Here is a 26,236-nt window from a genome sequence, read left to right on the forward strand (position 1 = left end):
TGCTTGTTCCATGACAAGATCAATAGGCGAGAAACAGACAAGGTGCCTAAGCCTGCTCTAGGGTTTGGGTGAAAAGGGAAGCCCGGTGAAAATCCGGCACGGTGCCCGCCACTGTGATGGGGAGCTTTGCGGCAACAAGTCACTGAAGGATGCTTCGGGAAGACGCCGCCAAGCGATGATCCTAAGTCAGGAGACCTGCCTTGTTTGGATCGGACGGATGCCTACGGGACTATAGGCAGACGTGCGGGAGAATGACGGCTTTAGGGGCCCTGTTTGGGCCGTTTACGGCTTTCGTATACATTTTTCTGCACCTCTGCTGTAGAGGTGCTTTTTCTTTTGCCGAAAACCTGCCCGTCTGTCTGCGTCTAAATTCTATCATTCTAGCCAAAAAGGGGGGATTCGGTGGCGACGTGGGATTTGCGGGGAATGAAGCATCATGTGCTCATTTGCAACGGAGGGACGTGCCTCCGCCATGGCGGAGATGACGTGACAACCGCGGTGCGCGAGGAGATCGCCCGTCTCGGGCTTGACGACGCTGTCCATACAACAAGGACGCGCTGCAACGGACGCTGTCAAGATGCGTGTGTGATGATCGTCTATCCGCAAGGCATCTGGTATCGACAGATGACGCCGGAGCGGGCGAAGGAGGTTGTGCGCGCCCATTTGGGTGAGGGGGTTCCGATGCGGGAGTGGGCGACGTATGAATACGAAGGCGAATTGGTGTTGACGCCAGCCGGCGAACGGGAGGCGCCAAGCGGAAAACGGAAAACGGAACATGCTGCGAAAGGAGTGAAGGGATAAATGAAGAGAGCGGTTCGATGGAGCGGAATGGTGGCTTTGTTCGTTTCCTATTTTTTGTTGACGAATGAAAATGAAGCGTATGCCATGCATATTATGGAAGGATTTTTGCCTGTCAAATGGGCGCTGTTTTGGTGGCTGTTGTTTTTGCCGTTCTTTGTGTTCGGATTGCGGCGGCTTGTGCATACGCTGAAGCAGCACCCCGAACATAAGCTTCTGATGGCGTTAGCTGGCGCGTTTACATTTGTATTGTCGGCGTTGAAAATTCCATCCGTCACCGGCAGCAGCTCGCATCCGACCGGGATCGGCTTCGGCTCGGTTTTGTTTGGACCATGGGTGATGGTGGTGATCGGCACAGTCGTTCTTCTCTTTCAAGCGCTGCTTCTTGCCCACGGAGGAGTGACGACGCTTGGGGCCAATGCGATGTCAATGGCGATCGTCGGCCCGTTCGTCGCGTACGGAGTGTATCAACTGTGCCGAAAAGGGGCGGTATCCAATCGAGCGGCTTTGTTTCTTGCCGCTTGTTTGTCTGATTTGGCTACATATGTCATGACGTCCCTGCAGCTTGCCCTGGCGTTTCCGTCTCCTGATGGGGGAGTCACCGCCTCGTTTTTGAAATTCGCCGGCATTTTTGCCATTACTCAAGTGCCGTTGGCGGTGACGGAAGGCATCATAACGGTAATCGTCTGGAACTGGCTTTCCTCCTATCAAGCTTCTCCGCTGTTCCAAAAGGAAAAGGGGGCGTAATGCGATGAAGAAAAATGGCTTGCTCGTGTTGCTGGCTGCTTTGCTTGTCATCATTCCGCTTTGGTGGGCGCGCGGATCGGAATTCGGTGGAACGGACGATCAGGCGGAAAAAGCCATTCAAACGCTCAACCCGCATTACCGGCCGTGGTTTGAGTCGATCTTCACCCCTCCAGGCGGCGAAGTCGAAACGCTTCTGTTCTCGCTGCAAGCCGCGCTTGGCGCCGGCGTGATCGGCTACGTCGTCGGGTTGTACAAAGGGCGTTCGGAGCGGAAAAACAGCCATGATTCGCGAGTTTGACCGTTGGGCGTATGACAACCGGCTGCGGGCATGGCGGGCGGAGTGGAAGCTGATCGTGGCGTTTGTTATGCTTGCCGTTGTCATGATGGGCGGCTGGCGCGAACAATGGCTTGTGCTCATCGGAATGGCGTATTGGATTGTCGCTCGTGCACGAGTGCCGTTTTCCGTGTATGGAAAAGCGATGCTCGCCGCCTCCGTTTTTTTAGGGCTCAGCCTGCTGACGCTCGTTGTGTCCGTGTCGGTTCCTTTTCAAATAACTTTCATCGACAGCCAGCTGCAGCCGGCTGCAAAGCTCGCCGTCCGCTCCCTTGCCGCCTGGTCGTGCTTGTTTTTCCTTCTCATTACGACGCCGGCGCCGGACTTGATTGCGGTGCTGAGGCGAATGCGGCTGCCGGCGGCGCTCGTGGAACTTTGCTTTCTTATGTATCGCTTTATCTTTTTGCTCGAGCAGGCGGCCGCAGAGCTAATGCTGGCGCTGCGAGCCCGCAGCGGGGGAACGCATTGGCGGCATGGCGGGATGCTGATGTACCAACTATGGATGAAAACGTGGCATTCGTATGAAGCGTTCAGCCGTTCGCTTGTGGCGCGTGGAGGCGTCGCGTCGGCTGGGCATACGCATCAGCGGGAAAAAGCGCATGTGCCTCTTGTCGATGTTGCGGCCGGCATCATCATGGCCTTGCTGCTTGGGTGGGCATGGCGGAAGGGGTGAAAACGTTGCTGCTGCGAATGGAACGAGTGAAATACGCTTATCAAGCAGAACGGTATGTGCTGAATGGGGTTGATTGGGAAATTCCAGAGCGAAAAAAATGCGCCTTGATCGGGCCAAACGGCTGCGGCAAAACGACGTTGTTTCTTCATTTGAACGGGCTGCTGCGGGCGCAGGAAGGAGCGGTGTATTGGAAAGGGCGCAACATGTATGAACGCGGCGCTGATTGGACGCAATGGCGGCGTGAAGTCGGCATCGTCTTTCAAAACCCGGAGCATCAAATCCTCGCCCCGCTCGTGCGTGATGAATTGGCGATCAGCTTAGTCCATGCCGGAATCGATCGAGAAAAAATGGGGGAGGCGCTTGCCGCGATTACGGCGGAATACCACCTTCAATCTTGGCTGGACCGCCCGACCCATCAATTCAGTCTCGGACAGAAAAAATGGCTGACGCTCTGCTGTACGATGGCGGCCAAGCCGGACTTGCTCGTATTGGACGAACCGACCGCCTATTTGGATCAGCATCAGACAAAGCAGTTTCTCAAACAAATTGACGCCATTCACCAGGCGGGGACGACCGTGTTGATCGCCACCCATGACATGGATTTCGTCTGGCAGTGGGCGGATGTCGTCGCGGTCATGCACGAAGGACGGATCGTGATGCAAGGGGCGCCCGAAGACGTATTCGCCGACCGCCAGCGGCTGTTGGACATTCGCTTGGATGTTCCGCTGTTCGTGCGGCTTTGGCAAGCATGGCGGCCAGAGGAAAAGATCGTCCCCCGATGTGTTGCGCCGTGAAAGGGACATGAGCGGCGAATGGAGTGTGAAAAATGGGTGCTAGTCGGCAAAAGGAGGGATCATGATGAGCGGCAAATTGCTCATTGTCGGCTTCGGCCCGGGAAGCGTCGACCATATGACGAAACGGGCTCGGGAAGCAATTGAAGAAAGCGACGTCATCATTGGCTACAAAACGTACATCGAACTTGTGCGCGATCTCATTGCTGGAAAAGAGATCATCAGCACAGGCATGACCGAAGAAGTGAGCCGCGCCCAAGCGGCGGTGAAGTGGGCCGAGCGCGGCAAAACGGTCGCCGTCATTTCAAGCGGTGACGCCGGGTTGTACGGCATGGCGGGGCTCGTGTATGAAGTGTTGATCGAAAAAGGGTGGACGAAAGCGAGTCCGATTGAAGTCGAAGTCATCCCCGGCATTTCCGCGATTCATTCGTGCGCGGCGCTGCTTGGCGCCCCGATTATGCACGATGCCTGTACGATCAGTTTGAGCGATCATTTGACGCCGTGGGAGCTGATTGAAAAGCGGATTGACGCCGCGGCGGCGGCCGATTTTGTCATCGCGCTGTACAACCCGAAAAGCGGGCGGCGCACTCGGCAGATTGTGGAGGCGCAGCGCATCCTGCTTCGCCACCGGTCTCCGGAGACCCCGGTCGGTCTGGTAAAAAGCGCGTATCGCGAGCGTCAGCATATCGTCCTCACCGACTTGGCGCATATGCTGGACCATGAAATCGGCATGTTGACGACGGTGATTATCGGCAACTCAACGACATTCGTCCATGACGGCGTGATGATCACGCCGCGCGGCTACCAGCGCAAGTATCAACTAGCAGCCGCCGTCCAGCCGCTCAAACCGCATGAACGGCTGCGCAAAGAAGCGGAGCCGTGGGCGCTTGACCAGACGAAACCGCTGGAAGATGAGGACGAAGGAAGCACGGGGGCATCAGGACCGTCCGAAGCGGCTGTCCTCGCCGGGGACAACCAGAAGGATCGTGCTTTCACCGCCTTGGCCACCGCGGTTCGACCGTCGTCTGTTGCCGCGGCCACGAAGGAGGCCGAGCCAACGCCGCTGGCTGCCGTTTTGCCGCCGCTTGCTGCACCGCTGGCAAAAACAGCCAAACGGCAGCCGACCGCCGCGCCAAAACGGGTGAAAGAAACAGCCGAAGACGCGCTCGCCGCTTTAGAGAGACGGAAAACAAGAAAGACGGCGGTCGTGTTGTTGGAAGCGGCAGTGAGCCCAGGGGTGGCCAACAAGCAGTTTACTCCGGAGCAGCTCATCGCGCTTGCCGAAGCGGTCGGACCGGACGGGAAAATGACGTACACGCCGGATCATTATATCAAAATCGAGCGGGTGACAGAGGATCCAAAAGGGCTTGTCGATCGGCTCGCTGCTGTCGGACTGATGGTGATGCCGGTTGGTGATGTGCTGACGGTGAAGGCATGCGACTTTTGCGATGGAGAGAAAAAAGACGCGATTCCATACGCCGAGGAATTGGCGCGGCGATTTGGGGGCATGGCGCTGCCGAAAGAGTTGAAGCTTGGCATCAACGGCTGCGGGATGGCGTGCTACGGCGCGGTGCACGAAGACATCGGGCTTGTGTACCGGAAAGGGAAATTTGACTTGTTTTTAGGCGGGAAAACGGTCGGCCGCAACGCCCATCCCGGCCAGCTCGTCGCGGAAGGCATTCCGCCGGAAGAAATTGTGGCGGTTATGGCAGAAATCATCGAACAGTATCAAGAACAAGCACATCCAAATGAACGGTTTCATAAGTTTTTCCGCCGCGTGAAGCAAGTCGGACGTTTTTCACACGAAGAGGCAAAACCGGCCGCGTCCATCGAAATGCTGGCTTGCGGTGAGTGACGGAAGCATGCGTTATATAAGTGCAGCTTGAACGTCTGCAGATGTCGTTGGTGTCGAAGCGACGCATCTTTTTCCGACAGTCGATCGAATAACCGGCTGGTTCCATAAAAGAGCATAGATGGGCGCCTCGCATTTGGATGAAGCGCCCATCGAGTCATTGCGCTTATAGGGAACGGCGGAAGACGTCCGCTAACAAAAGGGGGAAAACAAGGATGAGAGCCATTTTATTTGTCGGCCATGGAAGCCGCGACCCGGAAGGAAATGAGCAAGTACAGCAGTTTGTCGACCGCCTGCGGCCGCGTCTTTCTGCTTCTTTCCATGTTGAAACGAGTTTTCTAGAGTTTGGCCGTCCGTCGATCAGCGAAGGAATCGCGCGGTGCGTTGAGGCCGGAGCGGCGGAAGTGGCGGTCATTCCGCTCATTTTATTGCCGGCTGGGCATTCGAAGCTGCACATCCCGGCGGAAATCGATGAGGCGAAAGCGCGCTATCCGCACATCATGTTTCGATATGGACGGCCGATCGGCGTTCATGAGCAGACGTTCGCGATTTTGCGCGAGCGTCTGCAAGAAATCGGCGAGCGGCCGGAAGAGCCAGACGACGGCACAGCGGTCATTTTGCTCGGCCGCGGCGGGAGCGACCCGGACGCGAACAGCGACTTGTATAAAATCGCCCGCTTGTTTTGGGAACAAACGGGCTATGCGCTCATCGAGCCGGCGTTTATGGGGGTGACGACGCCGTCGCTTGATGACGCCGTCCGCCGCTGTCTCATGCTTGGGGCGAAGCGGATCGTCGTTTTGCCGTATTTTTTGTTCACCGGTGTGCTCATCAAGCGGCTTGAACGGCAAGTGGCGCAATACCGCCTCGATCACCCGCACGTCTCATTTGCGCTGGCCGATTATGTCGGCTTTCATCCGAAACTGATCGATATCGTGCTTGACCGCCTGCAAGAAGTGCTCGATCAAACGGTGGCGATGAACTGCGATGTCTGTCAATACCGGCTGCACGTTTCTCACCATCATCATCACCATCATCACTAAAAAACAAAAAGGGGGAGCGCTGATGATTTTGATGTTGGCAGGGACGAGCGATGCCCGCGAATTGGCGGTGATGATCCAACAAGCTGGCTATTCGGTCACGGCGACGGTCGTCACCGATCACGCGGCCGAACAGCTTCGGTCATCCGGCATTCGCGCCTACGTCGGCCGCTTGGATGCGTCCCAGCTTGCCGAGCTGGCCAAAGCCGAGGGAGCCAAAGCGATTGTCGATGCGAGCCATCCATTTGCGGAGGAGGCGTCGAAAAACGCCATGCAAGCGTCGGCCGTTGCCGAATTGCCGTACATCCGCTATGAGCGGCAGGCGTCTTCGCTTTCATCCGAGAAGGTGACATTTGTCGACAGCTATGAAGAAGCGGCTGACTTGGCGGCGGAAAAAGGCGGCGTCGTGATGCTGACGACCGGCAGCAAAACGCTCGACATTTTCGCCGCCAAACTGCTCAATCGCCCAAACGTGAAGGTGATCGCCCGGATGCTCCCGAGAAAAGACAATTTGGACAAATGCGAGCGTCTTGGGTTTTCGCAAGAGCAGATCGTCATGATGCAGGGGCCGTTTACCCAAGAGCTCGACCGGGCGCTGTACCGTCATTTCGGCGTCACGGTCGTCGTCACGAAAGAAAGTGGCAAAGTCGGATTTGTGGATGAGAAAATCGCCGCCGCCGAGGAGCTCGGCATCGAGGTCATCGTCATCCGCCGCCCGCGGCTGTCATACGGCATCGTGCACCACGATTTTGCCGGCGTGCTTGAGTCGTTGAAGCAGCATGCCCCGCTTCCGACGGCGTAAACGGATGGACATTCCTCCATGCCGCTGGGTAAAGCGCACACGTAGTGTCAAACAAAATAGATTTGGCTAGCGGGAGTTCCCTGAACATCAAGCGAAAAAAGGAGCGAGTGAAAGATGGAGTTTCATACCACGTTTCGTCCGGCCACCGTCCAGCCGGAACAAATTGAAGCGCGAAGTTTTCAAATCATTGATGAAGAGATCGGCGAGCATTCGTTTACGGAAGAACAATATCGAATCGTTCAGCGCGTCATCCATGCATCGGCTGATTTTGAGCTTGGCAAAAGTCTTCTTTTCCACCCGGATGCGATTCGCTCAGGCATTGATGCCATCCGCAGCGGCAAGCTTGTCGTCGCCGATGTGCAAATGGTGCAAGCCGGCGTCAATCAAGCGCGGTTGGCGAAGTTCGGCAGCGCGGTGCGTGTCTATATTTCTGATGAAGACGTGATCGCGGAAGCGAAACGGCTGAATACGACGAGGGCGATCGTGGCGATGCGCAAAGCGGTGAAAGAAGCGGAAGGCGGCATTTTCGCCATTGGCAACGCACCGACTGCGCTGTTGGAGCTCATTCGTCTCATCAAAGAAGGAGAAGCGCGGCCGGGGCTTGTGATCGGCTTGCCGGTCGGATTCGTCTCGGCGGCGGAATCGAAAGAAGAATTGGCGAAGCTCGATGTGCCGTTCATCACCAATCGCGGCCGCAAAGGAGGAAGCACCGTGACGGTCGCCGCTTTGAATGCGTTATCGCTGCTTGCCGAGCGAGCGTGACGAACGATGGAAACAAAAAAAACGCTGCGTGAAGGATATACGACCGGATCGTGCGCGGCAGCGGCCACGAAAGCCGCGCTCACAGCCCTCATCACTGGCCAAGTGCAGACAGACGCGACGATTCGCCTTCCGATCGGGCGGGTCGTCACCTTTTCACTTGCCTCTTGTTCGTTCGAAGGCGAAACGGCGACTGCAGCTGTGGTGAAAGACGGCGGCGATGATCCGGATGCGACGCACGGTGCGCTCATCGTTTCCACTGTCTCATGGGCCTCGTCGCCGGGCGTTCATATTGACGGCGGGGAAGGGGTCGGACGCGTCACGAAACCCGGCTTGCCGGTGCCGGTCGGGGAAGCCGCGATCAATCCAGTGCCGCGGCAAATGATCCGCGAAGCAGTCAACGAAGTATTGGCGCAATACGGTCTACATCGCGGGGTGAAGGTCGTCATTTCTGTGCCCGGCGGCGAGGAAATCGCCAAAAAAACGTTGAATCCGAGGCTTGGCATTATGGGCGGCATTTCGATTTTAGGAACGCGGGGCATCGTCGTTCCGTTCTCGACCGCCGCCTACCGGGCGAGCATCGTACAGGCGCTTCAAGTGGCGAAAGCGAACGGCTGCCGCCATGTCGTAATCACGACCGGGGGGCGGAGCGAGAAATATGCCATGCAAGAGTATCCGCATTTGCCGGAAGAAGCATTTATTGAAATGGGTGATTTTGTCGGGTTTACGCTGAAGCAATGCAAACGGCTTGGCATCAAGATGGTGTCGATGGTCGGGATGATGGGGAAATTTTCGAAAGTCGCCCAAGGGGTGATGATGGTGCACTCGAAAAGCGCTCCGGTTGACTTCGGTTTTTTGGCGGCGCTCGCTGAGCAAGCCGGCGCCTCTTCCGCGTTGGTGGCCGCGGTGCGCGGCGCGAACACGGCGGCGCAAGTCGGCGACATGATGCAAGAAGCCGGCTGCACGAAGTTTTTCGAACTGTTGTGTGAGGCGTGTTGCCGGGCAGCGCTCAACGAAGTCGGAGGCGGCTTGACGGTGGCGACGTCCATTTACACCATGAACGGACAACGATTAGGAAAGGCGGTGCAAATTGATGGGGACGATGAAACTGATCGGCGTGGGAGCTGACGGGAAGGCAAGTCTTCCTGAGCTGTATCGGCGCTGGATTGATGAAAGCGAACTGCTTGTCGGCGGCGAGCGGCAGCTGGCGATGTTTCCCGATTACAAAGGAGAAACGATCGTCATCCGCCGCGGACTGGCGGAGCTGGTGGAGCGGCTTCGGCACGAGACGCGCCGTACTGTCGTGCTGGCGTCTGGCGATCCGCTCTTTTACGGCATCGGCAGCTATTTGGCCGGCAAATTGCCGATCGAGGTGTATCCGGCGGTCAGCTCGGTGCAATGGGCGTTTGCGAAAATGGGGGAGTCTTGGCAAGATGCCGCATTTGTCAGCGCCCATGGCCGCCCGCTCACCGGCCTCGTGCAACGGATCGACGGGCGGCGCAAAGTCGCCATCTTAACCGATGAGACGAACTCGCCGGACGTCATCGCCCGCTATTTGCTCGAGTACGGCATGACGGAATATGAGGCGTTTGTCGGCGAGGAGCTCGGCGGCCCGAACGAGCGCTGCCGCTTGTTTTCGTTGGAAGAGATGGCGGAAGCCGAGTTTCTTCCATTAAATATAGTCATTTTGCGGCAGACAGCGCCAAGCCCGGTTTGGCCGTTCGGCATTGAGGATGACGAGTTTTTTCAGCGCAAGCCGGACAAAGGATTGATTACGAAAAAAGAAATCCGAGTTTTAAGTCTAAGCGCCTTGCGCTTGCGCCCGGACAGCGTCGTCTGGGATATTGGAACGTGCACCGGTTCGGTGGCGATTGAAGCGGCGAAAATCGCCCGCGACGGCGCCGTGTTTGCGATTGAAAAAAATGAACAAGATATCGAACTTTGCCGGCAAAACTTGCGCAAATTCCGCGTCGATATCACACTTGTGCACGGCAGGGCGCCCGATCGGCTCGACGAATTTGCCGACCCGGACGCCATCTTTATCGGCGGCACGTCAGGGGCGATGGCGCCATTGCTGGATGTGTGCTGCCGCCGCTTGAAACGAAACGGGCGCATCGTCATCAATGCGGCGACGATCGAGACGCTGGCCGAAGCGAGCCGCGAGCTCGGCGAACGCGGGTTTCATGTCGACATCACGCTCGCGCAAGTGTCGCGAAGCAAGCCGATTTTGAACTTGACGCGCTTTGAGGCGCTCAATCCGGTGTACATCATAGCCGCGAAGCGGGAGGGAGAGGAATGACGGGAACATTATATGGCATCGGCGTGGGCCCAGGCGATCCGGAGCTGATGACCGTCAAGGCATACCGCCGCCTAAAAGAGGCGGAGGTGATCGCCTATCCAAAAAAAGGGCGGCAAAGCAAAAGCTATGCCGAACAAATTATTGACGCGTATTTTGCGCCGGAGGAAAAACGGCGGCTCGGCCTGCATTTTCCGATGACAAAAGACGTGGCCGTGCTTGAACCAAAATGGAACGAAGCAGCCGACGCCATTTGGGCGGAACTGTCGGCTGGGCGCGATGTGGCGTTTGTCACCGAAGGCGATCCGCTGTTGTACAGCACGTTCATCCATTTGATGCATGTGATGGAGCGACGCTATCCAGACGCGCCGATCGAAGTCGTCCCCGGCGTCAGCTCGGCGAACGCCGCCGCCGCCCGGCTTCGCCTGCCGCTTGCGGACGGCGATGAGCAAGTGGCGATCGTGCCGGCGCGTGACGACTATGAAGCGATGAAAGCCGCGATTCTTGCACATGATTGTGTCATCTTTTTTAAAGTAGCGAAAGTGATCGACTTGATGATCCGCCTCCTGCGCGAGCTCGATTTGCTTCATCGGGCGGCAGTGGTGACGAAAGTGACGTCAAGGGAAGAAGTCATTTGGGACGTTGAGCGGCTCGAAGGGGCAGAACTCGAATATTTGACATTGCTGGTGGTGAGAAAGTGAAGCTGTATATCATCGGAGCAGGGCCGGGGGCGCCGGATTTGATCACCGTTCGAGGAGCGGAGCTGTTGGCCGCGGCGGACGCCATTTTTTACACCGACTCGTTAGTGAGCGAAGAACTGATTGAGCGTTACCGGAAGGCGGAGGCAGAGGTGTTTCATACGGCTGGCATGCATTTGGAACAAATGGTGGCGATGATGGCCGACAAGGTGAGGCAAGGCCGGCTCGTTGTCCGCGTGCATACAGGTGATCCATCGATTTACGGGGCGACGCTTGAGCAAATCGCCTTATTGAAAGGAGAAGGAATTGAAGTCGAAATCGTCCCCGGTGTCAGTTCGGCGTTTGCGGCCGCGGCCGCGGTGCAGGCGGAGCTCACCGTCCCCGAATTGACGCAGACGGTCATTTTCACCCGCGCCGAGGGGCGGACGCCGGTGCCGCCGCGTGAGAAATTGCAGGAGCTCGCCCAGCATCATTGCACCCTTGTCCTCTTTTTAAGCGCGACGCTTGCCAAAAAAGTAAGCGCGGCGCTCCTTGACGCGGGCTGGAGCGGTGATACGCCGGTGGCGGTCGTCTATAAGGCGACATGGCCGGATGAAGTCGTGATTCGTTCCACCGTTGCCACAATGGCTGACGATATGCGGCGCTATGGCGTGACGAAGCACGCCATCATCTTAGCCGGCTGGGCGCTCGATCCGCATATTCATGGACAAGGCTATCGGTCGAAGCTGTATGACCGGACGTTTACGCACGGATATCGAAAGGGGGAGGCGTAAGGTGGGGGCTGTTGCCATAAACAACGAAAGGAACGGCGCCTATGCGGTCGTGGCCATTACGAAACACGGGGTCGAGATCGCCCGCCGGCTCGGCGGCGCGCTAGTTGGAGCGGACGTGTATTATACGGAGAAATTCGCCCGCGGCGATGAAGCGGAGCACGGGATCCGCTTGTTTTCCGGCAACGTGAAGACGTTGCTGCCGGAGCTGTTCGCCCGCTACGACGGACTCATTTGCATCATTTCGCTCGGCGCGGTCGTCCGGATGATCGCTCCATTGCTGAAAGATAAAAAGACCGATCCGGCGGTTGTCGTCATTGATGATAAAGGAGAACATGTCATCAGCGTATTATCCGGCCATTTAGGAGGCGCCAACGAACTGACGCGGCGTGTGGCCGCCATATTGGGCGCCCGCCCGGTCATTACGACCGCTTCCGATGTGCAGCAGACGATCGCTGTTGATCTATTCGGCCGCGAATTCGGCTGGGAATGGGAGTCGGATGACAACTTGACGCCGGTGAGCGCGGCTGTTGTCAATGAAGAACCGGTCGCCATTGTGCAAGAGTCAGGAGAACCAAATTGGTGGCCGGCGGGCCGCCCGCTGCCGAAAAACATCACCGTGTACGGCTCGATCGCGGAGGCGCTGGCCGCCCGCCCGACGGCGGCGCTTGTGGTCACTCACCGGCTGCTTGCGCCGGAAGAAGAAGCGATTTTGCAAAACGGCGTCTTGTATCGCCCGAAAGTGATCGCCCTTGGCATCGGCTGCAACCGCGGCACATCGGCTGACGAAATCGAAGCGGTCATCCATGAGACGCTCAATGAGCTGCGCTTTTCGATGAAAAGCGTCAAAGCGGTGTGCACCATTGACTTAAAAAAGGATGAACAAGGCCTTTTGGAGGTAGTCAACAAATATCGATGGGAATTGGTTGCATATACGCCAGAAGAGCTGAACACGGTGCCGATCGAAGCGCCGTCGGAGACCGTGTTTCGCTACACCGGCGCCTACGGGGTGAGCGAGCCGGCGGCGAAATTGTACAGCGGGGCCGATCGAATGGCGCTCGTGAAAAAGAAATCGGGTAACGTGACGATTTCGGTGGCACTGATCGATCACAGACGCAGAAAGGAGAGCGAGCCATGCGACGGCTTGTCATCGCTGCGCCAGGAAGCGGTGCCGGCAAAACGACTGTAACGCTCGGCTTGATGGCGGCCATGAGGCAGCAAGGATATACGGTGCAAGGGTTTAAATGCGGACCAGACTACATTGATCCGACGTACCATACGGCGGTCACCGGCCGGCCGGCGCGCAACTTGGACAGCTGGATGGCCGGCCGTGCGAACGTGCGCCAAATGTTGGCGAACGGCTGCCAAGGGGCGGATCTCGCCATCATCGAGGGGGTGATGGGGCTGTTTGACGGCAAGCAGCCGCTGTCTGATGAAGGATCGACAGCCGATATTGCGGCATTGACGGAAAGCCCGGTGCTGCTTGTCATTGACGCCGCCGGCATGGCCCGCAGCGCTGCTGCCATCGTCCGCGGGTTTCAAACGTTTCACCCCAACGTCCGCATTGCCGGCGTGTTTGCGAACCGCGTCGGCGGCGAAGGGCATTTCCGGCTGATTCAGGCGGCCATCGAGCAAATGTGCGGCATCCCGGCGGTCGGTTATTTGCCAAAAGACGAGGCTCTGACGTTGCCCGAGCGGCATTTAGGGCTCGTACCGTCGGTGGAGCGCGGCGAATTGGATGCTTTTTTTGCCGCCCTTGGGGAAAAAGTAGCGGAAACAGTCGATTGGGAGGCGCTGCTTCAAATCGCCGAGTCCGCTCCGCCTCTGGAGGCGCCTGCGCCGCTTGTCCAGCCAAGCCGGACGTATCCGGTTCGCATCGCGGTGGCGAAGGATGCCGCCTTCCACTTTTACTATCCAGAAAACTTGGAGATATTGGCTGCCTATGGCGCGGAACTTGTTTATTTCTCCCCGCTCGCCGGCGAGCCGCTTCCGGAAGGCGCCGACGGGCTGTATATCGGCGGCGGCTTCCCGGAGGAATTTGCCGCTGAGCTGGCGCGGCAGACGGCGGCGAAACAGTCGATCCGGGCGGCGATTGAATCCGGTTTGCCGACGCTGGCTGAGTGCGGCGGATTTATGTTTCTCACCGAACAGCTTGTGACGACGAGCGGGGAGGCGTACGACATGGTCGGCGTCATTCCGGGGCGGGTCGTCATGCAGCGGACGCTGGCGGCGCTTGGGTATCGCGAAGTGCGCGGGCGGAAAGGGAATTTTCTATTGCCGGAAGGAGAAACAGCGCGCGGACATGAATTCCATTATTCGGTGTACGAACCGCGGAGCGAGATGCCGTTTGCTTATGACACGAGCGGCCGGAAAGGAACAAAGCCGGACGGTTGTCTAATGCACCGGCTTGTCGCCGGCTACGTCCATTTCCATTTCGCGTCCGCCCCGGCGATGGCTGAACGATGGCTCGCCGCATGCGAGCGGGTGAAACGCGATGGCTAGAGCGCTGCCAGTCATGTTTCAAGGCACCCATTCCGATGCCGGCAAAAGCGTCATCGCAACCGCCTTTTGCCGCATGTTTGCCCAAGACGGCTGGAAGACGGCGCCGTTTAAGTCGCAAAACATGTCGTTAAACTCATATGTAACGCCGGACGGGAAAGAAATCGGCCGGGCGCAAGGCATTCAGGCGGAAGCGGCCGGAGTGGCGGCGCGCGTCGAGATGAATCCGATTTTGATTAAGCCAAGCCGCGATCACGAGTCGCAAATCGTCGTGCTTGGCAAACCGTATGCCAATATGCAGGCGTTCGCCTACCGAAACGAGTTTTTCGACCAAGGACTGGCCGTCATTCGCCAGTCGCTTGAAACGCTGATGAACGAATACGATCGGCTTGTCATCGAAGGAGCGGGAAGCCCGGCCGAAGTAAATTTAAACGACCGTGAGCTCGTCAACATGCGCATCGCCCGCCTCGCCAACGCTCCGGTCGTGTTGATCGGCGATATTGAGCGGGGCGGGGTGTTCGCGAGCCTCGTCGGAACGCTGTCGCTGCTTGAGCCTGAGGACCGAAAGCGGGTCATCGGCGTCATCATTAACAAGTTTCGCGGCGATGTGTCACTGCTTAAACCGGGGCTTGATTGGTTTGAGCAGCACACCGGCGTGCCGGTGCTCGGCGTTGTCCCCTATTTGCCGGATTTGACGATCGATGCGGAAGATTCGCTGTCGCTTGAGCGGTTTGCTTCATCTGTCGGGGGAGAGGAAGCGATTGACATCGCCGTCATCCGCTATCCGAAAATCGCCAATTTCACCGATATCGACCCGCTTTTGGCCGAACCGGACTGCCGCGTCCGGTTGGTGACGCACGTGGGTGAACTCGGCGAGCCGGATGTGATCGTGCTGCCGGGAAGCAAAAACACGATCGAAGACTTGATTTATATGAAGAAAAGAGGACTCGCTTCCCGCATTGTGTCGCTTGTCAATGAAGGAAAAGCGAGGGTCGTCGGCTTATGCGGCGGCTACCAAATGCTTGGCGCCGTCATCCGCGATCCGTATGGAGTCGAGACGCCGCTTTTGGAAGTCAAAGGGCTTGGGTTGCTGCCAATGGAAACAACGCTTGAGCGGACGAAAATCACGATCCGTTCCGAAGGAGTGCTTACATGGGGCGGAGAGCGATTTGCCGTGCAAGGATACGAAATTCATATGGGCCGCTCGGCGCCGCTTTCTGGCTATGCGCCGCTTATTGAGGCGGACGGCCGTCATGAAGGGGCGAAGCACAGTGATGAGCGGGTGCTGGGCACGTACATGCACGATTTGTTTCATAACGATGCGTTCCGCACCGCTTTTTTGAATGCTATTCGCCGCGAAAAGGGAGCTCCGTTGCACGGCGCTGTATCGTTTCACACCCGTAAGGAAGCGATGTTTGACCGGCTTGCCGCCCATGTCCGCGAGCATGTCGACGTCGGACGGATCGAACAGATGATGCGTCAATTTCAGCGGCTGTGATCGATATGGAAAATGGTGGTGCGGAGGAACGGCCGATATGGCCCGCTTTTGCCGAGCGATTGGCTCGGTTTGGGGGTGCGAATTCCTCTGTAAAGCGGGGGGGCCGGCCTTCCACTGCGCTAAAGCGTGACGGGGGAAAGCTGCTTTTTCGCCCCTCAATCATAGACGAGAAAGGAGGAAGCGCCTATTCCCGCTTGATGGGGATATGGTGCGACCGTGATGAATGCTTCCATCCCACCGATCCGCCGTGAAATGGTGGAACAAGCACGTGATTACATCAATCAGCTGACGAAACCGCCCGGCAGCCTCGGCCGTCTGGAAGAAGTGGCGGCCGCGCTTGCCGGTATGACTGGAGAGCTGCTCCCACGCGTCACTCCGCCCGGAGTGCTCGTGTTTGCGGCCGACCATGGCGTCGCGGAAGAAGGGGTGTCCGCCTATCCAGCCGAAGTGACGGCGCAAATGGTGTACAACTTTGCCAACGGCGGAGCGGCGATCAACGCCTTCAGCCGGCAAATCGGCGCGTTGCTTCAAGTCATTGATGTCGGTGTCGCCGTGCCAATTGCTGATGAGCGTGTCATTCAGAAGAAGGTGCGCCCGGGAACGAACAATTTCGCCAAAACGGAAGCGATGACGCCGTCCGAGGCCGAACAGGCGCTTTATGTCGGTTACGAGCAGGCGGCATCCATCATTGAACAAGGCGCCCGCACGCTTATTGTCGGCGAAATGGGCATCGGCAATACAACCGCTGCGAGCGCTTTATTGGCCACGCTCTCCGAGGAGCCGCTTGAGCGCATCGTTGGCAAAGGAAGCGGCATTCAAGAGGAGATGCTTGCCCATAAACGGGACGTCATCCGCCGGGCGCTCTTGCTTCATCGCCCCAATCCGTCAAAGCCTGTTGAATGGCTTTCGAAAATCGGCGGGTTGGAGATTGCGGCTATGTCCGGGGCGATGTTGGCAGCCGCTGAACGGCGCATTCCGATTTTGCTTGACGGCTTTATTTGCACGGTGGCTGCCCTTGTGGCCCGCCAGTTTGCCGGGAACGTCGCCGACTATATGATTGCCGGCCATCGTTCCGAAGAGCCGGGGCACAGCATAGCCCTTCGTTTGCTTGGGAAAGAGCCGCTTTTGGATCTTGGCCTGCGCCTTGGCGAAGGAAGCGGAGCTGCTGTGGCGTTTCCGCTCTTGGTGTCCGCGACGGCGATGGTGAACGAAATGGCGACATTCGCTTCGGCGGGCGTTTCCACCGCTGATGCGAAAGGAGAGAACGGGAAATGACCATCGGCAAAGTGTATTTAGTCGGCGCCGGGCCGGGCGATGAAAAGCTCATCACGGTTTACGGCCGCGAATGCCTAGAGCGGGCGGATGTCATTATTTACGACCGGCTCATCAACCGGAAGCTGCTGCGCTACGCAAAGCCGGGCGCTGAGGTTCTTTACTGCGGCAAAGAGCCGGGAAAACATGACACCGTTCAAGAACAAATTCACGAGCTGCTCGTTTGGCATGCGCAACAAGGCAAAACGGTCGTCCGCTTAAAAGGCGGCGATCCGTGTGTGTTTGGCCGCGTTGGCGAAGAAGCGGAAGTGTTGGCGAAAGCCGGCATTCCGTTTGAAATCGTTCCCGGGGTGACATCCGGCATCGCTGCGCCCGCGTATGCCGGCATTCCGGTCACCCACCGGGATTACGCTGACTCGGTGGCGATCGTCAGCGGGCATCGGAGCGAGCAAGTCGATTGGGAGGCGCTCTCCCGCGGATGCGATACGATCCTTGTCTACATGGGAGCGGCCAATTTACCGGATATTTGCGGCCGGCTGATGGCGGCGGGCAAGCCGTCGGATGCACCGGCGGCCGTCATTGAATGGGGGACGACTGAGCGGCAGCGCACCGTGGCGGCGCCGCTGGCGACGTTGCCGGACGAGGCGCGAAAGGCCGGCATTTCCCATCCGGCCATCATCATCATCGGCGATGTCGTTCGCCTGCGTGAGACGATTCAATGGTTTCCAGAGGGGCAAGGAGGCGTGGGCAATGCCGACGCCTCGTCGTAGAGGGCGTGTCATCGTGTATACGGGCGATGGGAAAGGAAAAACGACGGCCGCATTGGGGCTTGCCCTGCGCGCGGTTGGGCGGGGAATGAACGTCGCCATTTTGCAATTTGTCAAGTCTCCAGAGCGCACGTACGGCGAGCAGCTCGCCCTTCGCCGCCTCGGCGTCGAGGTGCGCCAACTCGGCGCTGGCTTCACTTGGACGAAAACGCCGGACATCCACCGGGAAGCATTGAAGCGTGCCTGGGCGGTGGCCAAAGAATATGTGTATTCCGGACGGTATGATATGATTGTGCTCGATGAACTGAACAATGTGTTGGCCATTGACCGCTTTCCCGTTGAAGATATCGTATCAGTCAGCGAGGTGCTCGAGCTGATCCGCACGCGCCCGCCGGCGCTTCATCTTGTCATCACCGGGCGCGCGGCGCGCCCGGAGCTGATGGCGGCTGCCGATATCGTTACGGAAATGAAGTTGGTCAAGCATGATTATGAACAAGGAAGGACCGCGATGAAAGGGATTGAATTTTAGAAGCAAAAAAGCGGCCGTTTTTTAGCCGCTTTTTTGCAGGTTAGGCATTTTCATCGGTTTTGTCATTTTGGATTTTGTTTTGCCGACGTCCTTTGCTGTTATCGCCGGAAACCGGGCCGCGAAGCAAGGCCATCGGATCTTGCGTTGGCGCGTTTTGATTGCGGCTGCCGTTGTTTGGGCGTTTCGTCATGAGCTCCACCTCCTTTGGCTGCCGTTGTCATACGTTTAGCATGGACGATGCCTTCATTCCTATGCATGGTTGTCTACAGCCCAGCATAAAAAAAGCGGGAAGCGTTCGTGTTCCCGCTGCAAGCCGGCCGGATGAAGGCAATCAGTGATTTCGGTTAGTAGGCATATCCGCCCAAGCAGGCACATCCAACAATAATCAACAAAATAAACAGAACGACAATCAACGCAAAGCTGTTTCCATGCCAAGCGCCCATCATGTTCACCTCCTGGTGGAATCTATCGTATTGTATGTCAAAAAAAACTAAAAGAACAGGGCGATTGTCGAAACACGAAAACAATCGTCCAAAATGAGAAAAACGCCTTGCATATGTTTCAGCAAGGCGTTTTTTCGGGATGGTTCAAGTGAAATGATTGCATATATTGATTTCATTCCCATTCATAAGGCGTTTCCTGATACACGTAATAGTTCAGCCAGTTGACAAACAACAAGTTCGCATGCGAGCGCCATGTATTGAGCGGCGGCTGGCTTGGGTCGTTGTTCGGAAAGTATGATTCCGGAATGTGAATCGGCAGCCCTTTCGCCAAATCGCGTTCATACTCGTCCTTTAACGTCGTCGCGTCATATTCCGGATGGCCAGTCAAGAAAATTTGCCGCCCGTCGTTCGAAGCGACGAGAGAAACACCGGCTTTGTCGGCGGTCGACAAAATCGTCAGCTCCGGCACTTTTTCAATGTCCTCGCGTTTGACATCCGTATGGCGGGAGTGCGGCATGCGGAACACATCATCAAACCCGCGCAGCAGTTTGGCATTTTTCACTTCGAGCGTATGGTTGAACACGCCAAAGCATTTTTTTGGCAGCGGATGTTTCGGGATGCCGTAATGGTAATACAAGCCGGCCTGTGCTCCCCAGCAAATGTGCAACGTCGAGGTGACGTTCGTTTTCGTCCATTCCATGATATCGGTCAGCTCATCCCAATACGTAACTTCTTCGAACGGCAATTGCTCGACCGGCGCTCCGGTGATGATCATCCCGTCGAACTTGCGATGGCGGATGTGCGGGAAAATCGTGTAAAATTGTTCTAAATGATGTTTGCTTGTCGTTTTCGGCTCATGGGTCGCCGGGCGCAAAAAGGTGATGTTCACTTGCAGCGGCGAGTTGCCAAGCAGGCGCAATAGCTGCGTTTCCGCTTTTTCTTTTTCCGGCATTAAGTTTAAAATAACGATATTGAGCGGGCGGATATCTTGCGAATACGCCCGTTCTTCGTCCATGACGAAAATGTTTTCTTGTTCGAGGATTTCTTTTGCTGGCAAATCTTTTGGAATGTTGATTGGCAACGATGTCCCCTCCGTTTCGTTCTCGTTTTTTAAATAATTCCATTATAAAAAGTTTATTGACTTTCTTCAATTCATTTTTTCGTTCGTGGACATTCAACAGCGAAAGAAAATAAGGGGGGAAACGAATGGATCCGACGGCGTTTGACAATTTGAAAACGGTGTTGGAAGGAGCCGTCTATGATGCCGACTTGCAAGGGCGCATTGCCGTCACCGACCGCCGCGATCTCGCCGATTTGGCCCGCCTGTCGCGCGAGTACGCCATTTCCTTTCAACAGGCCGGTGCGCCTGAACCGCCGGTCGTCTGCACGGTGCGGCTTGCGATCGATTTTGCCGAACTGGTGAATGAACGGCTCCATCACGGCCAGGCCGGCTGCCGGCTTGCGGTCTCGTTCGCCTTGCCGGTGCGCCGCCTGTCCGTTTGTGCGCTTATCGAAGGAACGCTGCGGACGATTTGGGGCAAGGAGCGAATCATTCGGCAAACGCTCCGCTTTCCGTTTCCGCATGAACGCGGCTCGTATGAAAATGAAGCCGTGGTCGAATTTGCCCGCCTTATTTACGAAGAAAACGCGGCCGATTTACCGGAAATGGTGCCGTATATGATTTCCTCGCTCGAACAGCTGCAGCCATTTGCCGGCCAGTAACGGTGCAAAAAGTGGAAACAAACGGAGAAATCGGCTATGATGGGGGTGAGGTGAGAACGATGAGTGTGTATGAATTCAGCGTCAAAACGATTCGCGGAGAAGAACAGCCGTTGTCTGCCTATCGAGGAAAAGTGTTGTTGATCGTCAACACGGCGAGCCGTTGCGGCTTTACCCCGCAGTATAAAGAACTGCAGGAGCTGTATGACGAATATCGTGATCGCGGGTTTGTGGTGCTCGGCTTTCCGTGCAACCAGTTCGGCGGCCAAGAGCCGGGGACGGAAGCGGAGATCGAGCAGTTTTGTCAGTTGAATTACGGCGTGACGTTCCCGCTGTTTGCGAAAGTGGATGTGAATGGCGATCACGCCCATCCATTGTTTCAATATTTAAAAGAAGAGGCGCCGGGGGCGTTGGGGACAAAGGCGATCAAATGGAATTTCACAAAGTTTTTGGTTGACCGCCATGGACGCGTCGTCGCCCGCTTCGCTCCGCAAACAAAGCCGAGCGAGCTGAAAGAAGACATCGAAAAACTGCTGTAAGACAGTGGGACAGTCAAAGGAGGGGGTTGCGCTTGCGCATTAAAGCGATTGAACCGACACCAAGCCCGAATACGATGAAAGTACTGCTTGATGAAGAGCTGCCGTTTGGCACGAGCCATAACTACAAGCCGGACAACGTCGCCGCCGCGCCGCCGATCATCCAGGCGCTCATGCGCATTGAAGGGGTGAAAGGCATTTACCATGTCGCCGATTTTCTGGCCGTCGAGCGTCATCCGAAGTACGATTGGCGCGACATTTTGACGAAAGTGCGCGAAGTGTTCGGTGAAGATGTGGGGGAAGCGGAAGAGGAAAAGCCGACGGTGAACGAACATTTTGGCGAAGTGAAAGTGTTCGTGCAAATGCTGTACGGTCTGCCGATGCAAGTGAAGCTTGTCGATGGGGAGCGCGAACACCGCGTCGGGCTGCCGAAACCGTTTATGGACGCAGTCATTGAGGCGCAAAAATACGCGGGAAATGTTGTGCTTGAGCGCAAATGGGTCGAAAAAGGGGTGCGTTACGGCACGTTCGAAGAAATCGGCCGCGAAATAGTCGATGAGCTGTCAGCCGCCTATCCGCCCGAGCGGCTGGAGCGGATCGTCAACATGTTCCGTCGCGGCGAGCTGGAAAAAACGGCGCAAAAACGGCCGGGCATCAAAGTGACAAGCGAGATGCTCGATGACCCGGACTGGCGCAAACGGTATGCCGCGCTCGAACAAATGGCTGAGCCGACCGAAGACGATATTCCGGTGCTGGCCAAAGCGTTAAAAGATGAAAAAATGGCGATTCGCCGCCTGGCGACGGCATACCTTGGCATGATCGGCGGGAAAAAGGTGCTTCCGTATTTGTACGAAGCGCTAAAAGATCCGGCTGTCGCTGTCCGCCGCACTGCCGGCGACTGTTTGTCCGACATCGGCGACCCGGACGCCATTCCGGCGATGATCGAGGCGCTCAAGGACGAAAGCAAGCTCGTTCGTTGGCGCGCGGCTATGTTTTTGTACGAAGTCGGCGATGAATCGGCCTTGCCGGCGTTAAAAGCGGCGGAAAACGATCCGGAATTTGAGGTCAGCTTGCAAGTGAAAATGGCGATCGAACGGATTGAAGGCGGCGAAGAGGCGAAAGGCTCCGTCTGGAAGCAAATGACGGAAAGTCGAAAAAAAGAGAACAAGACGGAGAAATAAAAAAAGGCGCGCCGGCCGGCGCGTCTCTTTCTTTGGCCAAACAAGCGATTCTTGTTAAGTCGTCACGGTTGTGCTCAAGATACGTTCATTCTATTTGAATGTTCCACGCTGCAGTCACTGACGGCAGCCACTTCATTTTCGGGTTTGCGGATGTTTCCCAGCCGGCGCTGATTTGGAGGGGCGTCTTCCCCCGGCCATCGGCTTTTCACTTGCCGCTGGCAGCCGTCTTCATTGATTTTTTCGTGCGAAGTATAGTATGCTGATAGCACAACGATGATCATATGGAGGGATGATGGCCATGTCGATGGCATATGAAGAATATATGCGTCAGCTCGTGCAGCCGATGCGCGATGAGCTCGTCCGCGCCGGTTTCCGCGAATTGCGCACGAGTGAGGAAGTCGAGCAGTTTATGGAACAAGTGGAAGGAACGACGTTTGTCTTTGTCAACTCAGTGTGCGGCTGCGCCGCCGGACTGGCGCGCCCCGCGGCGACGCAGGCGGTGCTTAGGAGCGAGAAAAAGCCGGATCATCTTGTGACGGTATTCGCCGGCCAAGACAAAGAGGCGACGGCGAAAATGCGCGAGTACTTTGTCGGCTATGCGCCGTCCTCGCCGTCGATGGCGCTCTTAAAAGGAAAGGAAGTTGTTCATTTTATCCCGCGCGAAGACATCGAGTTTCACTCGATGGAGGACGTGATGGAAAACATTTTGGCTGCGTTTGACAAATATTGTAACTGATGCCTTATGCCTTCCCAGGCCTTGCATACCGCTGCCGGCGCCGGGGAACGATAAGGGCGGAGGTGATCGGCGTGCCGAAGCGGAAAAAAGACCGTTCGAAAACGGGCGTCAGCGCCCCGGAGGTGAGGGGACAAGGCACGACGCAAACGGAAACAGGCGCCTACGAGCTTGATTCTGCGCGCAAAAAAACGAAAATCGACTGAAAGAAAACGGAGCTCCTGTGCGGAGCTCCGTTTTCGCTGCCGCCGTCAGGCATTGGCGATGCAGCTGTAAATGAAATACAACAACGTAATGAGGCTGGCCGCAAAAAAGATGGTTGTCATCGCTGTTTTCCCGCCTTTCTGTCTATGTTTTCCCCTTGAACATATGATACACTATTCATGTAATCATAGTATATACCAACAAAAGTGAAAAGGAAAAGCGGTTTTTGTTTTGGCAAGGGAGAGGAAAGACGATGAAAAGGGCGAAACGAATGAACGCATTTTCTGCATCGATTTTTGCTGAATTGGCGGCGTATCGCCAACAGCGGCGCCATCTTCATGACGAGTGGATCGATTTAAGCGTCGGCAGCCCGGATTTGCCCCCGGCGCCGTTTGTGCGTGAGGCGATCGCCCGCTACGCCAACGAGCCGAATGCGTACGGCTACACATTAAGGGGCATTCGCGAGTTTCATGAAGCGGTCGCCGACTATTATCGCACGGCGCATGGCGTCGTGCTCGATCCGGAGACGGAAGTAACGTACGTCATCGGATCACAGGACGGGCTCGTGCATTTGCCGATGGTGTTCGCTGACCCGGGGGATGTCATTTTATTGCCGGATCCCGGGTATCCGGCGTATGCGGCGGGGGTGGCAATGGCGGAAGCGGAGCCGTATTTTCTGCCGCTGAGGGAGGAAAACCGCTTTTTGCCGGATTTGCGTGCGATCCCGGAGGACATTGCCAAACGGGCGACAATCATGTTTATCAACTTCCCTGGAAATCCAGTTCCAGCTATAGCGACAGAATCGTTTTATCGCGAAGTGGTCGAGTTTGCGAAGCGGTACGATATTCTCGTTGTGTCCGATTTTGCTTACGGCGAGCTGTATTATGACGGAAACAAACCGGTGAGTTTTCTTTCTGTTCCAGGCGCAAAGGACGTTGGCGTGGAGATCAATTCGTTGTCCAAAAGCTACAACATGGCCGGCTGCCGGGTCGGCTATTTGTGCGGAAATGCCGAGGTGATTCGCACGTTCGCCGAGTTTAAGTCGAATTTGGATTATGGCGTCTTTTGGCCGATTCAAAAAGCGGCGGCCGAAGTGCTGCGTCATGGGGCCGACTTTTGCGCCGAAAGCCGCGCGATATATCAATCGCGCCGCGATGCGCTCGTTGACGGGTTGGCCGACATCGGCTGGGCGGTTGACCGTCCGCAAGCCGGTATGTTCGTGTGGGCGAAAATTCCGGACGTCTTTACATCGCTTTCGTTTGCGAAGGCGCTCATCGACCAAGCGGGCGTCGTCGTCACGCCCGGGCACGCGTTTGGGCCAAGCGGCGAGGGCTATGTGCGCATCGCCCTCGTCCAGCCGGAGGCGGTGTTGCGCAGGGCGGTCGCCAAATTAAAAGCGACCGGCTTGTTTGCGTCTTTAGCCGCTGATCGGCGGTAGTGGGAGGTGAAGGCGATGAAGCTGCCGTCTTGGCTTCGAAAAACGCTTGTTGCCGCCATTACCGTCTGCACGTTTGGACTCGTCACACCGCCCGCTTCGCTGCTCGCGGCCAAAGAGCCGCCGTCAGATGACGCCCCGTCTCCCGATTGGAAGCATTCCCAAGCAGACCATGCGGCGGAAGCTGTTTCTGTTTCGTTAACTCGTGAACAGTTTATCGAAGAGACGATGGAAAAGGCAGTGGCGCAGTCGTACGAAAAGTTCGGCCGCAAAATCGCCCCGGTTATTGAAGATGAATTTCGCACCGTCATCTTGCCGCGCATCGAAGAGGTGATTGCCGGGCTGGCTGAACGCTGTCCGGAAGAAGAGCTCCGTTATTTGGCCGTATCGGAAAATCCGTCCGGCGGGCAAGGGGAACGCATTTTCCATTTGTATCGCATGGACACAGGAGAAGATCTCGTCCGCTTTCACGTCCGCCGCGAACACCCGCCGCAGGACGGGTACTGGTTTCAATTTCACTATCATACTTGCGATGATGGCTTTCAAGCTCACTATGAACTCGGGAAAATCTACTGGTCCAAAAATACGCCGCCGAATTGGCGCACATAAACCGCTTGCGGTTCTTTCCTGATTTTGCGCGTTTTTCCCTGCTTCGTTCTATGATATCATTTTCATAGAATAAAAGAAGCGGGGGAACACCATGAAACGATTGTGGACTAGTTTGTTGGCAGCGCTGTTCGCGATTCCGCTTCTATCGCTTTCGCCGTACCCGGCCGCCCACGGCGTGCTGCTTCAAGAAAGCGGCCTTGATCTTCGGGACATTCCGTCCCGTGACGTGCTCGGCCGCATTGTGATCGTGCCCGAGACAGCGTTTCCCGCTGCGGAGGCGAACAAGACCATTCAGACGCTTGCCCGCATGGATCGCAGCATTTTAGAGCAGGCGGCTGCTCATCATATTTACATTCAGCTGTTGACAGGCCCTATTACGAATGAACCGACAGCTCGCCACTTGCGTGGGAAAACCCCGCGCGGCTATGCGCCGGGATCCAAAACATGGGATGACGTGCCGGGCATCGGCGGGTCGCATTTGGTGCTCGTCCGTCTCGGCCATAGCGAAAAAGGGAAAGGACACGGCTCGGTCAATTTGGAGCTGCATGAGTTTGCTCATTCGCTCGATTACATCGTATTTGACCGCATTCATGAAACGGACGAATTTCAAGCGATTTGGCGGGAGGAGGCGCCGCGGCTTTTTCCTGGCGAATCTTATTTTTTGACCTATCCAGAAGAGTATTTTGCCGAGTCGTTTGCCTATTATTACGCAAGTGAAGAGACGCGGCACACGCTGCGGGCGGCAGCGCCGAACACATACGCATTCATCCGTAGATTGGCGGAGCGGGCCTCGTAAAAGGCTCGTTTTTTTTATCTTAATTAGGCGAGAAGACTCCCACTTCAACGAAGCGAAGCGGAGTAAGTGGGAGATGAATCGCCTTAACTATATTTTGCTGAAAATAGGATAGATTCAGTAAAATATAGTATAATATAGTTAAATGGGAGGTGAAAAAATGTATTTTTGTATCAAACAACAGCTAAATGGTTTGACCAAAGAAGAATACTTGACTCTTCGAGAACTGTGCCATATTGCCAAGAACATGTACAACGTCGGATTGTACAATGTCAGACAATACTATTTTGAACACAAGGAATTTCTTAATTATGAGAAAAACTATCATCTTGCCAAAACTAACGAAAACTATAAGCTGTTAAACAGCAACATGGCACAGCAAATTTTAAAAAAGGTCAATGAAGCCTTTAAATCTTTCTTTGGTTTGATCAGTCTTGCCAAACAAGGAAAATATGACCACA

General features: G+C 56.2%; 30 protein-coding genes, 1 pseudogene and 1 riboswitch. Of the genes and pseudogenes, 28 read left to right on the forward strand and 3 right to left on the reverse strand.

Annotated features, from left to right (window positions below):
* The first annotated feature begins 23 nt into the window (after nt 1–23).
* Nucleotides 24–217: riboswitch (cobalamin riboswitch) on the forward strand.
* Nucleotides 218–402: 185 nt separating this feature from the next.
* The 19 genes from ETC02_RS10415 (at nt 403) to cobO (ending at nt 18,122) form a co-directional block, all read left to right on the forward strand.
* Nucleotides 403–801, forward strand: coding sequence for a (2Fe-2S) ferredoxin domain-containing protein (locus ETC02_RS10415; protein WP_011231300.1), 399 nt, complete (start codon nt 403–405; stop codon nt 799–801).
* On the forward strand, nt 802–1,545 hold the full coding sequence (locus ETC02_RS10420; RefSeq protein ID WP_044742818.1) for an energy-coupling factor ABC transporter permease: 744 nt from the start codon (nt 802–804) through the stop codon (nt 1,543–1,545). It begins immediately after the preceding gene.
* A gap of 4 nt (nt 1,546–1,549) precedes the next feature.
* Nucleotides 1,550–1,843, forward strand: coding sequence for an energy-coupling factor ABC transporter substrate-binding protein (locus tag ETC02_RS10425; protein ID WP_011231298.1), 294 nt, complete (start codon nt 1,550–1,552; stop codon nt 1,841–1,843).
* On the forward strand, nt 1,827–2,552 hold the full coding sequence (locus tag ETC02_RS10430) for an energy-coupling factor transporter transmembrane component T family protein (RefSeq protein WP_044742817.1): 726 nt from the start codon (nt 1,827–1,829) through the stop codon (nt 2,550–2,552). The genes ETC02_RS10425 and ETC02_RS10430 overlap by 17 nt, the downstream gene beginning before the upstream one ends.
* 5 nt (nt 2,553–2,557) lie before the next feature.
* On the forward strand, nt 2,558–3,346 hold the full coding sequence (locus ETC02_RS10435) for an energy-coupling factor ABC transporter ATP-binding protein (RefSeq protein ID WP_253264122.1): 789 nt from the start codon (nt 2,558–2,560) through the stop codon (nt 3,344–3,346).
* A 64-nt stretch (nt 3,347–3,410) separates the two neighbouring features.
* A complete protein-coding gene (gene cobJ, locus ETC02_RS10440) occupies nt 3,411–5,198 on the forward strand; it encodes a precorrin-3B C(17)-methyltransferase (protein ID WP_171698257.1) in 1,788 nt (595 codons plus the stop codon).
* A gap of 212 nt (nt 5,199–5,410) precedes the next feature.
* Nucleotides 5,411–6,235, forward strand: a complete 825-nt coding sequence (locus ETC02_RS10445) for a sirohydrochlorin chelatase (RefSeq protein ID WP_011231294.1) — start codon at nt 5,411–5,413, stop codon at nt 6,233–6,235.
* 22 nt (nt 6,236–6,257) lie between these two features.
* Complete coding sequence (gene cobK, locus ETC02_RS10450; RefSeq protein ID WP_171698258.1) at nt 6,258–7,034, forward strand: precorrin-6A reductase; 777 nt, start codon at nt 6,258–6,260, stop codon at nt 7,032–7,034.
* Nucleotides 7,035–7,148: 114 nt separating this feature from the next.
* Nucleotides 7,149–7,796: a precorrin-8X methylmutase gene (locus ETC02_RS10455; RefSeq protein ID WP_011231292.1), complete on the forward strand. Its 648-nt coding sequence runs from the start codon at nt 7,149–7,151 to the stop codon at nt 7,794–7,796.
* 6 nt (nt 7,797–7,802) lie between these two features.
* Nucleotides 7,803–8,921 carry a cobalt-precorrin-5B (C(1))-methyltransferase gene (locus ETC02_RS10460; protein WP_011231291.1) on the forward strand — a complete coding sequence of 373 codons (1,119 nt, stop codon included), beginning with the start codon at nt 7,803–7,805 and terminating at the stop codon, nt 8,919–8,921.
* The gene (locus ETC02_RS10465) at nt 8,887–10,092 is read left to right on the forward strand and encodes a bifunctional cobalt-precorrin-7 (C(5))-methyltransferase/cobalt-precorrin-6B (C(15))-methyltransferase (protein ID WP_011231290.1); all 1,206 of its coding nucleotides are present in this window, start codon (nt 8,887–8,889) and stop codon (nt 10,090–10,092) included. The genes ETC02_RS10460 and ETC02_RS10465 overlap by 35 nt, the downstream gene beginning before the upstream one ends.
* Nucleotides 10,089–10,790 carry a precorrin-2 C(20)-methyltransferase gene (gene cobI / locus ETC02_RS10470; RefSeq protein ID WP_011887473.1) on the forward strand — a complete coding sequence of 234 codons (702 nt, stop codon included), beginning with the start codon at nt 10,089–10,091 and terminating at the stop codon, nt 10,788–10,790. Before ETC02_RS10465 ends, cobI begins: the two co-directional genes overlap by 4 nt.
* On the forward strand, nt 10,787–11,560 hold the full coding sequence (gene cobM / locus ETC02_RS10475; protein WP_063210301.1) for a precorrin-4 C(11)-methyltransferase: 774 nt from the start codon (nt 10,787–10,789) through the stop codon (nt 11,558–11,560). The genes cobI and cobM overlap by 4 nt, the downstream gene beginning before the upstream one ends.
* Nucleotide 11,561: 1 nt before the next feature.
* On the forward strand, nt 11,562–12,746 hold the full coding sequence (locus ETC02_RS10480; protein WP_033010020.1) for a cobalt-precorrin 5A hydrolase: 1,185 nt from the start codon (nt 11,562–11,564) through the stop codon (nt 12,744–12,746).
* Nucleotides 12,692–14,059 (forward strand): cobyrinic acid a,c-diamide synthase CobB, encoded by a 1,368-nt coding sequence (locus tag ETC02_RS10485; RefSeq protein WP_033010019.1) that lies wholly within the window; start codon nt 12,692–12,694, stop codon nt 14,057–14,059. Before ETC02_RS10480 ends, ETC02_RS10485 begins: the two co-directional genes overlap by 55 nt.
* On the forward strand, nt 14,052–15,554 hold the full coding sequence (locus tag ETC02_RS10490; RefSeq protein ID WP_033010017.1) for a cobyric acid synthase: 1,503 nt from the start codon (nt 14,052–14,054) through the stop codon (nt 15,552–15,554). The genes ETC02_RS10485 and ETC02_RS10490 overlap by 8 nt, the downstream gene beginning before the upstream one ends.
* Nucleotides 15,555–15,773: 219 nt before the next feature.
* Nucleotides 15,774–16,829 carry a nicotinate-nucleotide--dimethylbenzimidazole phosphoribosyltransferase gene (cobT, locus tag ETC02_RS10495; RefSeq protein WP_033010016.1) on the forward strand — a complete coding sequence of 352 codons (1,056 nt, stop codon included), beginning with the start codon at nt 15,774–15,776 and terminating at the stop codon, nt 16,827–16,829.
* Entirely contained in the window at nt 16,826–17,596 is a 771-nt protein-coding gene (cobA, locus tag ETC02_RS10500) for a uroporphyrinogen-III C-methyltransferase (protein WP_044742862.1), read from the forward strand. Before cobT ends, cobA begins: the two co-directional genes overlap by 4 nt.
* Entirely contained in the window at nt 17,577–18,122 is a 546-nt protein-coding gene (gene cobO / locus ETC02_RS10505; RefSeq protein WP_033010014.1) for a cob(I)yrinic acid a,c-diamide adenosyltransferase, read from the forward strand. The genes cobA and cobO overlap by 20 nt, the downstream gene beginning before the upstream one ends.
* Before the next feature lie 40 nt (nt 18,123–18,162).
* Here the strand turns inward: cobO and ETC02_RS10510 are convergent, their stop codons facing one another.
* The 3 genes from ETC02_RS10510 to metA all read right to left on the reverse strand — a co-directional run bounded on the left by ETC02_RS10510 (nt 18,163) and on the right by metA (nt 19,646).
* Nucleotides 18,163–18,312: a hypothetical protein gene (locus ETC02_RS10510; protein ID WP_011231282.1), complete on the reverse strand. Its 150-nt coding sequence runs from the start codon at nt 18,310–18,312 to the stop codon at nt 18,163–18,165.
* 154 nt (nt 18,313–18,466) lie between these two features.
* The gene (locus ETC02_RS10515; protein WP_011231280.1) at nt 18,467–18,565 is read right to left on the reverse strand and encodes a YjcZ family sporulation protein; all 99 of its coding nucleotides are present in this window, start codon (nt 18,563–18,565) and stop codon (nt 18,467–18,469) included.
* 172 nt (nt 18,566–18,737) lie between these two features.
* Nucleotides 18,738–19,646, reverse strand: coding sequence for a homoserine O-acetyltransferase MetA (gene metA / locus ETC02_RS10520; protein ID WP_033010013.1), 909 nt, complete (start codon nt 19,644–19,646; stop codon nt 18,738–18,740).
* Between the two features lie 125 nt (nt 19,647–19,771).
* On the opposite strand from metA, the gene ETC02_RS10525 reads away from it, so the two are divergent.
* From ETC02_RS10525 to ETC02_RS10565, 9 genes and pseudogenes are all read left to right on the forward strand, one after another.
* The gene (locus tag ETC02_RS10525; protein WP_011231278.1) at nt 19,772–20,287 is read left to right on the forward strand and encodes a hypothetical protein; all 516 of its coding nucleotides are present in this window, start codon (nt 19,772–19,774) and stop codon (nt 20,285–20,287) included.
* Nucleotides 20,288–20,346: 59 nt separating this feature from the next.
* Nucleotides 20,347–20,823 (forward strand): glutathione peroxidase, encoded by a 477-nt coding sequence (locus ETC02_RS10530; protein ID WP_011231277.1) that lies wholly within the window; start codon nt 20,347–20,349, stop codon nt 20,821–20,823.
* A 32-nt stretch (nt 20,824–20,855) separates the two neighbouring features.
* A complete protein-coding gene (locus ETC02_RS10535) occupies nt 20,856–22,001 on the forward strand; it encodes a conserved virulence factor C family protein (RefSeq protein ID WP_033010012.1) in 1,146 nt (381 codons plus the stop codon).
* A 298-nt stretch (nt 22,002–22,299) separates the two neighbouring features.
* Complete coding sequence (locus ETC02_RS10540) at nt 22,300–22,737, forward strand: BrxA/BrxB family bacilliredoxin (RefSeq protein WP_033010047.1); 438 nt, start codon at nt 22,300–22,302, stop codon at nt 22,735–22,737.
* 71 nt (nt 22,738–22,808) lie between these two features.
* Nucleotides 22,809–22,940, forward strand: coding sequence for a YuzL family protein (locus ETC02_RS10545; protein ID WP_080729592.1), 132 nt, complete (start codon nt 22,809–22,811; stop codon nt 22,938–22,940).
* 251 nt (nt 22,941–23,191) lie between these two features.
* Nucleotides 23,192–24,376 (forward strand): LL-diaminopimelate aminotransferase, encoded by a 1,185-nt coding sequence (locus tag ETC02_RS10550; protein ID WP_033010011.1) that lies wholly within the window; start codon nt 23,192–23,194, stop codon nt 24,374–24,376.
* 21 nt (nt 24,377–24,397) lie between these two features.
* On the forward strand, nt 24,398–24,982 hold the full coding sequence (locus ETC02_RS10555) for a YpjP family protein (protein WP_171698259.1): 585 nt from the start codon (nt 24,398–24,400) through the stop codon (nt 24,980–24,982).
* Between the two features lie 91 nt (nt 24,983–25,073).
* Nucleotides 25,074–25,778 carry an anthrax toxin lethal factor-related metalloendopeptidase gene (locus ETC02_RS10560; RefSeq protein WP_050367281.1) on the forward strand — a complete coding sequence of 235 codons (705 nt, stop codon included), beginning with the start codon at nt 25,074–25,076 and terminating at the stop codon, nt 25,776–25,778.
* Between the two features lie 157 nt (nt 25,779–25,935).
* Nucleotides 25,936–26,236, forward strand: a pseudogene (locus ETC02_RS10565) (RNA-guided endonuclease TnpB family protein); the annotation flags it as partial.

Source organism: Geobacillus sp. DSP4a (assembly GCF_013096875.1).
GTDB classification, from domain to species: Bacteria; Bacillota; Bacilli; order Bacillales; family Anoxybacillaceae; genus Geobacillus; species Geobacillus thermophilus.

Coding starts and splice junctions, on each gene's coding strand:
- ETC02_RS10560 (WP_050367281.1), top strand. CDS start 25,074: ATGAAACGATTGTGGACTAGTTTGTTGGCAGCGCTGTTCGCGATTCCG.
- ETC02_RS10510 (WP_011231282.1), bottom strand. CDS start 18,312: ATGACGAAACGCCCAAACAACGGCAGCCGCAATCAAAACGCGCCAACG.
- ETC02_RS10530 (WP_011231277.1), top strand. CDS start 20,347: ATGAGTGTGTATGAATTCAGCGTCAAAACGATTCGCGGAGAAGAACAG.
- ETC02_RS10445 (WP_011231294.1), top strand. CDS start 5,411: ATGAGAGCCATTTTATTTGTCGGCCATGGAAGCCGCGACCCGGAAGGA.
- ETC02_RS10525 (WP_011231278.1), top strand. CDS start 19,772: ATGGATCCGACGGCGTTTGACAATTTGAAAACGGTGTTGGAAGGAGCC.
- cobJ (WP_171698257.1), top strand. CDS start 3,411: ATGAGCGGCAAATTGCTCATTGTCGGCTTCGGCCCGGGAAGCGTCGAC.
- cobK (WP_171698258.1), top strand. CDS start 6,258: ATGATTTTGATGTTGGCAGGGACGAGCGATGCCCGCGAATTGGCGGTG.
- ETC02_RS10425 (WP_011231298.1), top strand. CDS start 1,550: ATGAAGAAAAATGGCTTGCTCGTGTTGCTGGCTGCTTTGCTTGTCATC.
- ETC02_RS10490 (WP_033010017.1), top strand. CDS start 14,052: ATGGCTAGAGCGCTGCCAGTCATGTTTCAAGGCACCCATTCCGATGCC.
- ETC02_RS10455 (WP_011231292.1), top strand. CDS start 7,149: ATGGAGTTTCATACCACGTTTCGTCCGGCCACCGTCCAGCCGGAACAA.
- ETC02_RS10540 (WP_033010047.1), top strand. CDS start 22,300: ATGTCGATGGCATATGAAGAATATATGCGTCAGCTCGTGCAGCCGATG.
- ETC02_RS10465 (WP_011231290.1), top strand. CDS start 8,887: ATGGGGACGATGAAACTGATCGGCGTGGGAGCTGACGGGAAGGCAAGT.
- ETC02_RS10460 (WP_011231291.1), top strand. CDS start 7,803: ATGGAAACAAAAAAAACGCTGCGTGAAGGATATACGACCGGATCGTGC.
- ETC02_RS10515 (WP_011231280.1), bottom strand. CDS start 18,565: ATGGGCGCTTGGCATGGAAACAGCTTTGCGTTGATTGTCGTTCTGTTT.
- ETC02_RS10550 (WP_033010011.1), top strand. CDS start 23,192: ATGAAAAGGGCGAAACGAATGAACGCATTTTCTGCATCGATTTTTGCT.
- ETC02_RS10485 (WP_033010019.1), top strand. CDS start 12,692: ATGCGACGGCTTGTCATCGCTGCGCCAGGAAGCGGTGCCGGCAAAACG.
- ETC02_RS10420 (WP_044742818.1), top strand. CDS start 802: ATGAAGAGAGCGGTTCGATGGAGCGGAATGGTGGCTTTGTTCGTTTCC.
- cobO (WP_033010014.1), top strand. CDS start 17,577: ATGCCGACGCCTCGTCGTAGAGGGCGTGTCATCGTGTATACGGGCGAT.
- cobT (WP_033010016.1), top strand. CDS start 15,774: ATGAATGCTTCCATCCCACCGATCCGCCGTGAAATGGTGGAACAAGCA.
- ETC02_RS10430 (WP_044742817.1), top strand. CDS start 1,827: ATGATTCGCGAGTTTGACCGTTGGGCGTATGACAACCGGCTGCGGGCA.
- cobA (WP_044742862.1), top strand. CDS start 16,826: ATGACCATCGGCAAAGTGTATTTAGTCGGCGCCGGGCCGGGCGATGAA.
- cobI (WP_011887473.1), top strand. CDS start 10,089: ATGACGGGAACATTATATGGCATCGGCGTGGGCCCAGGCGATCCGGAG.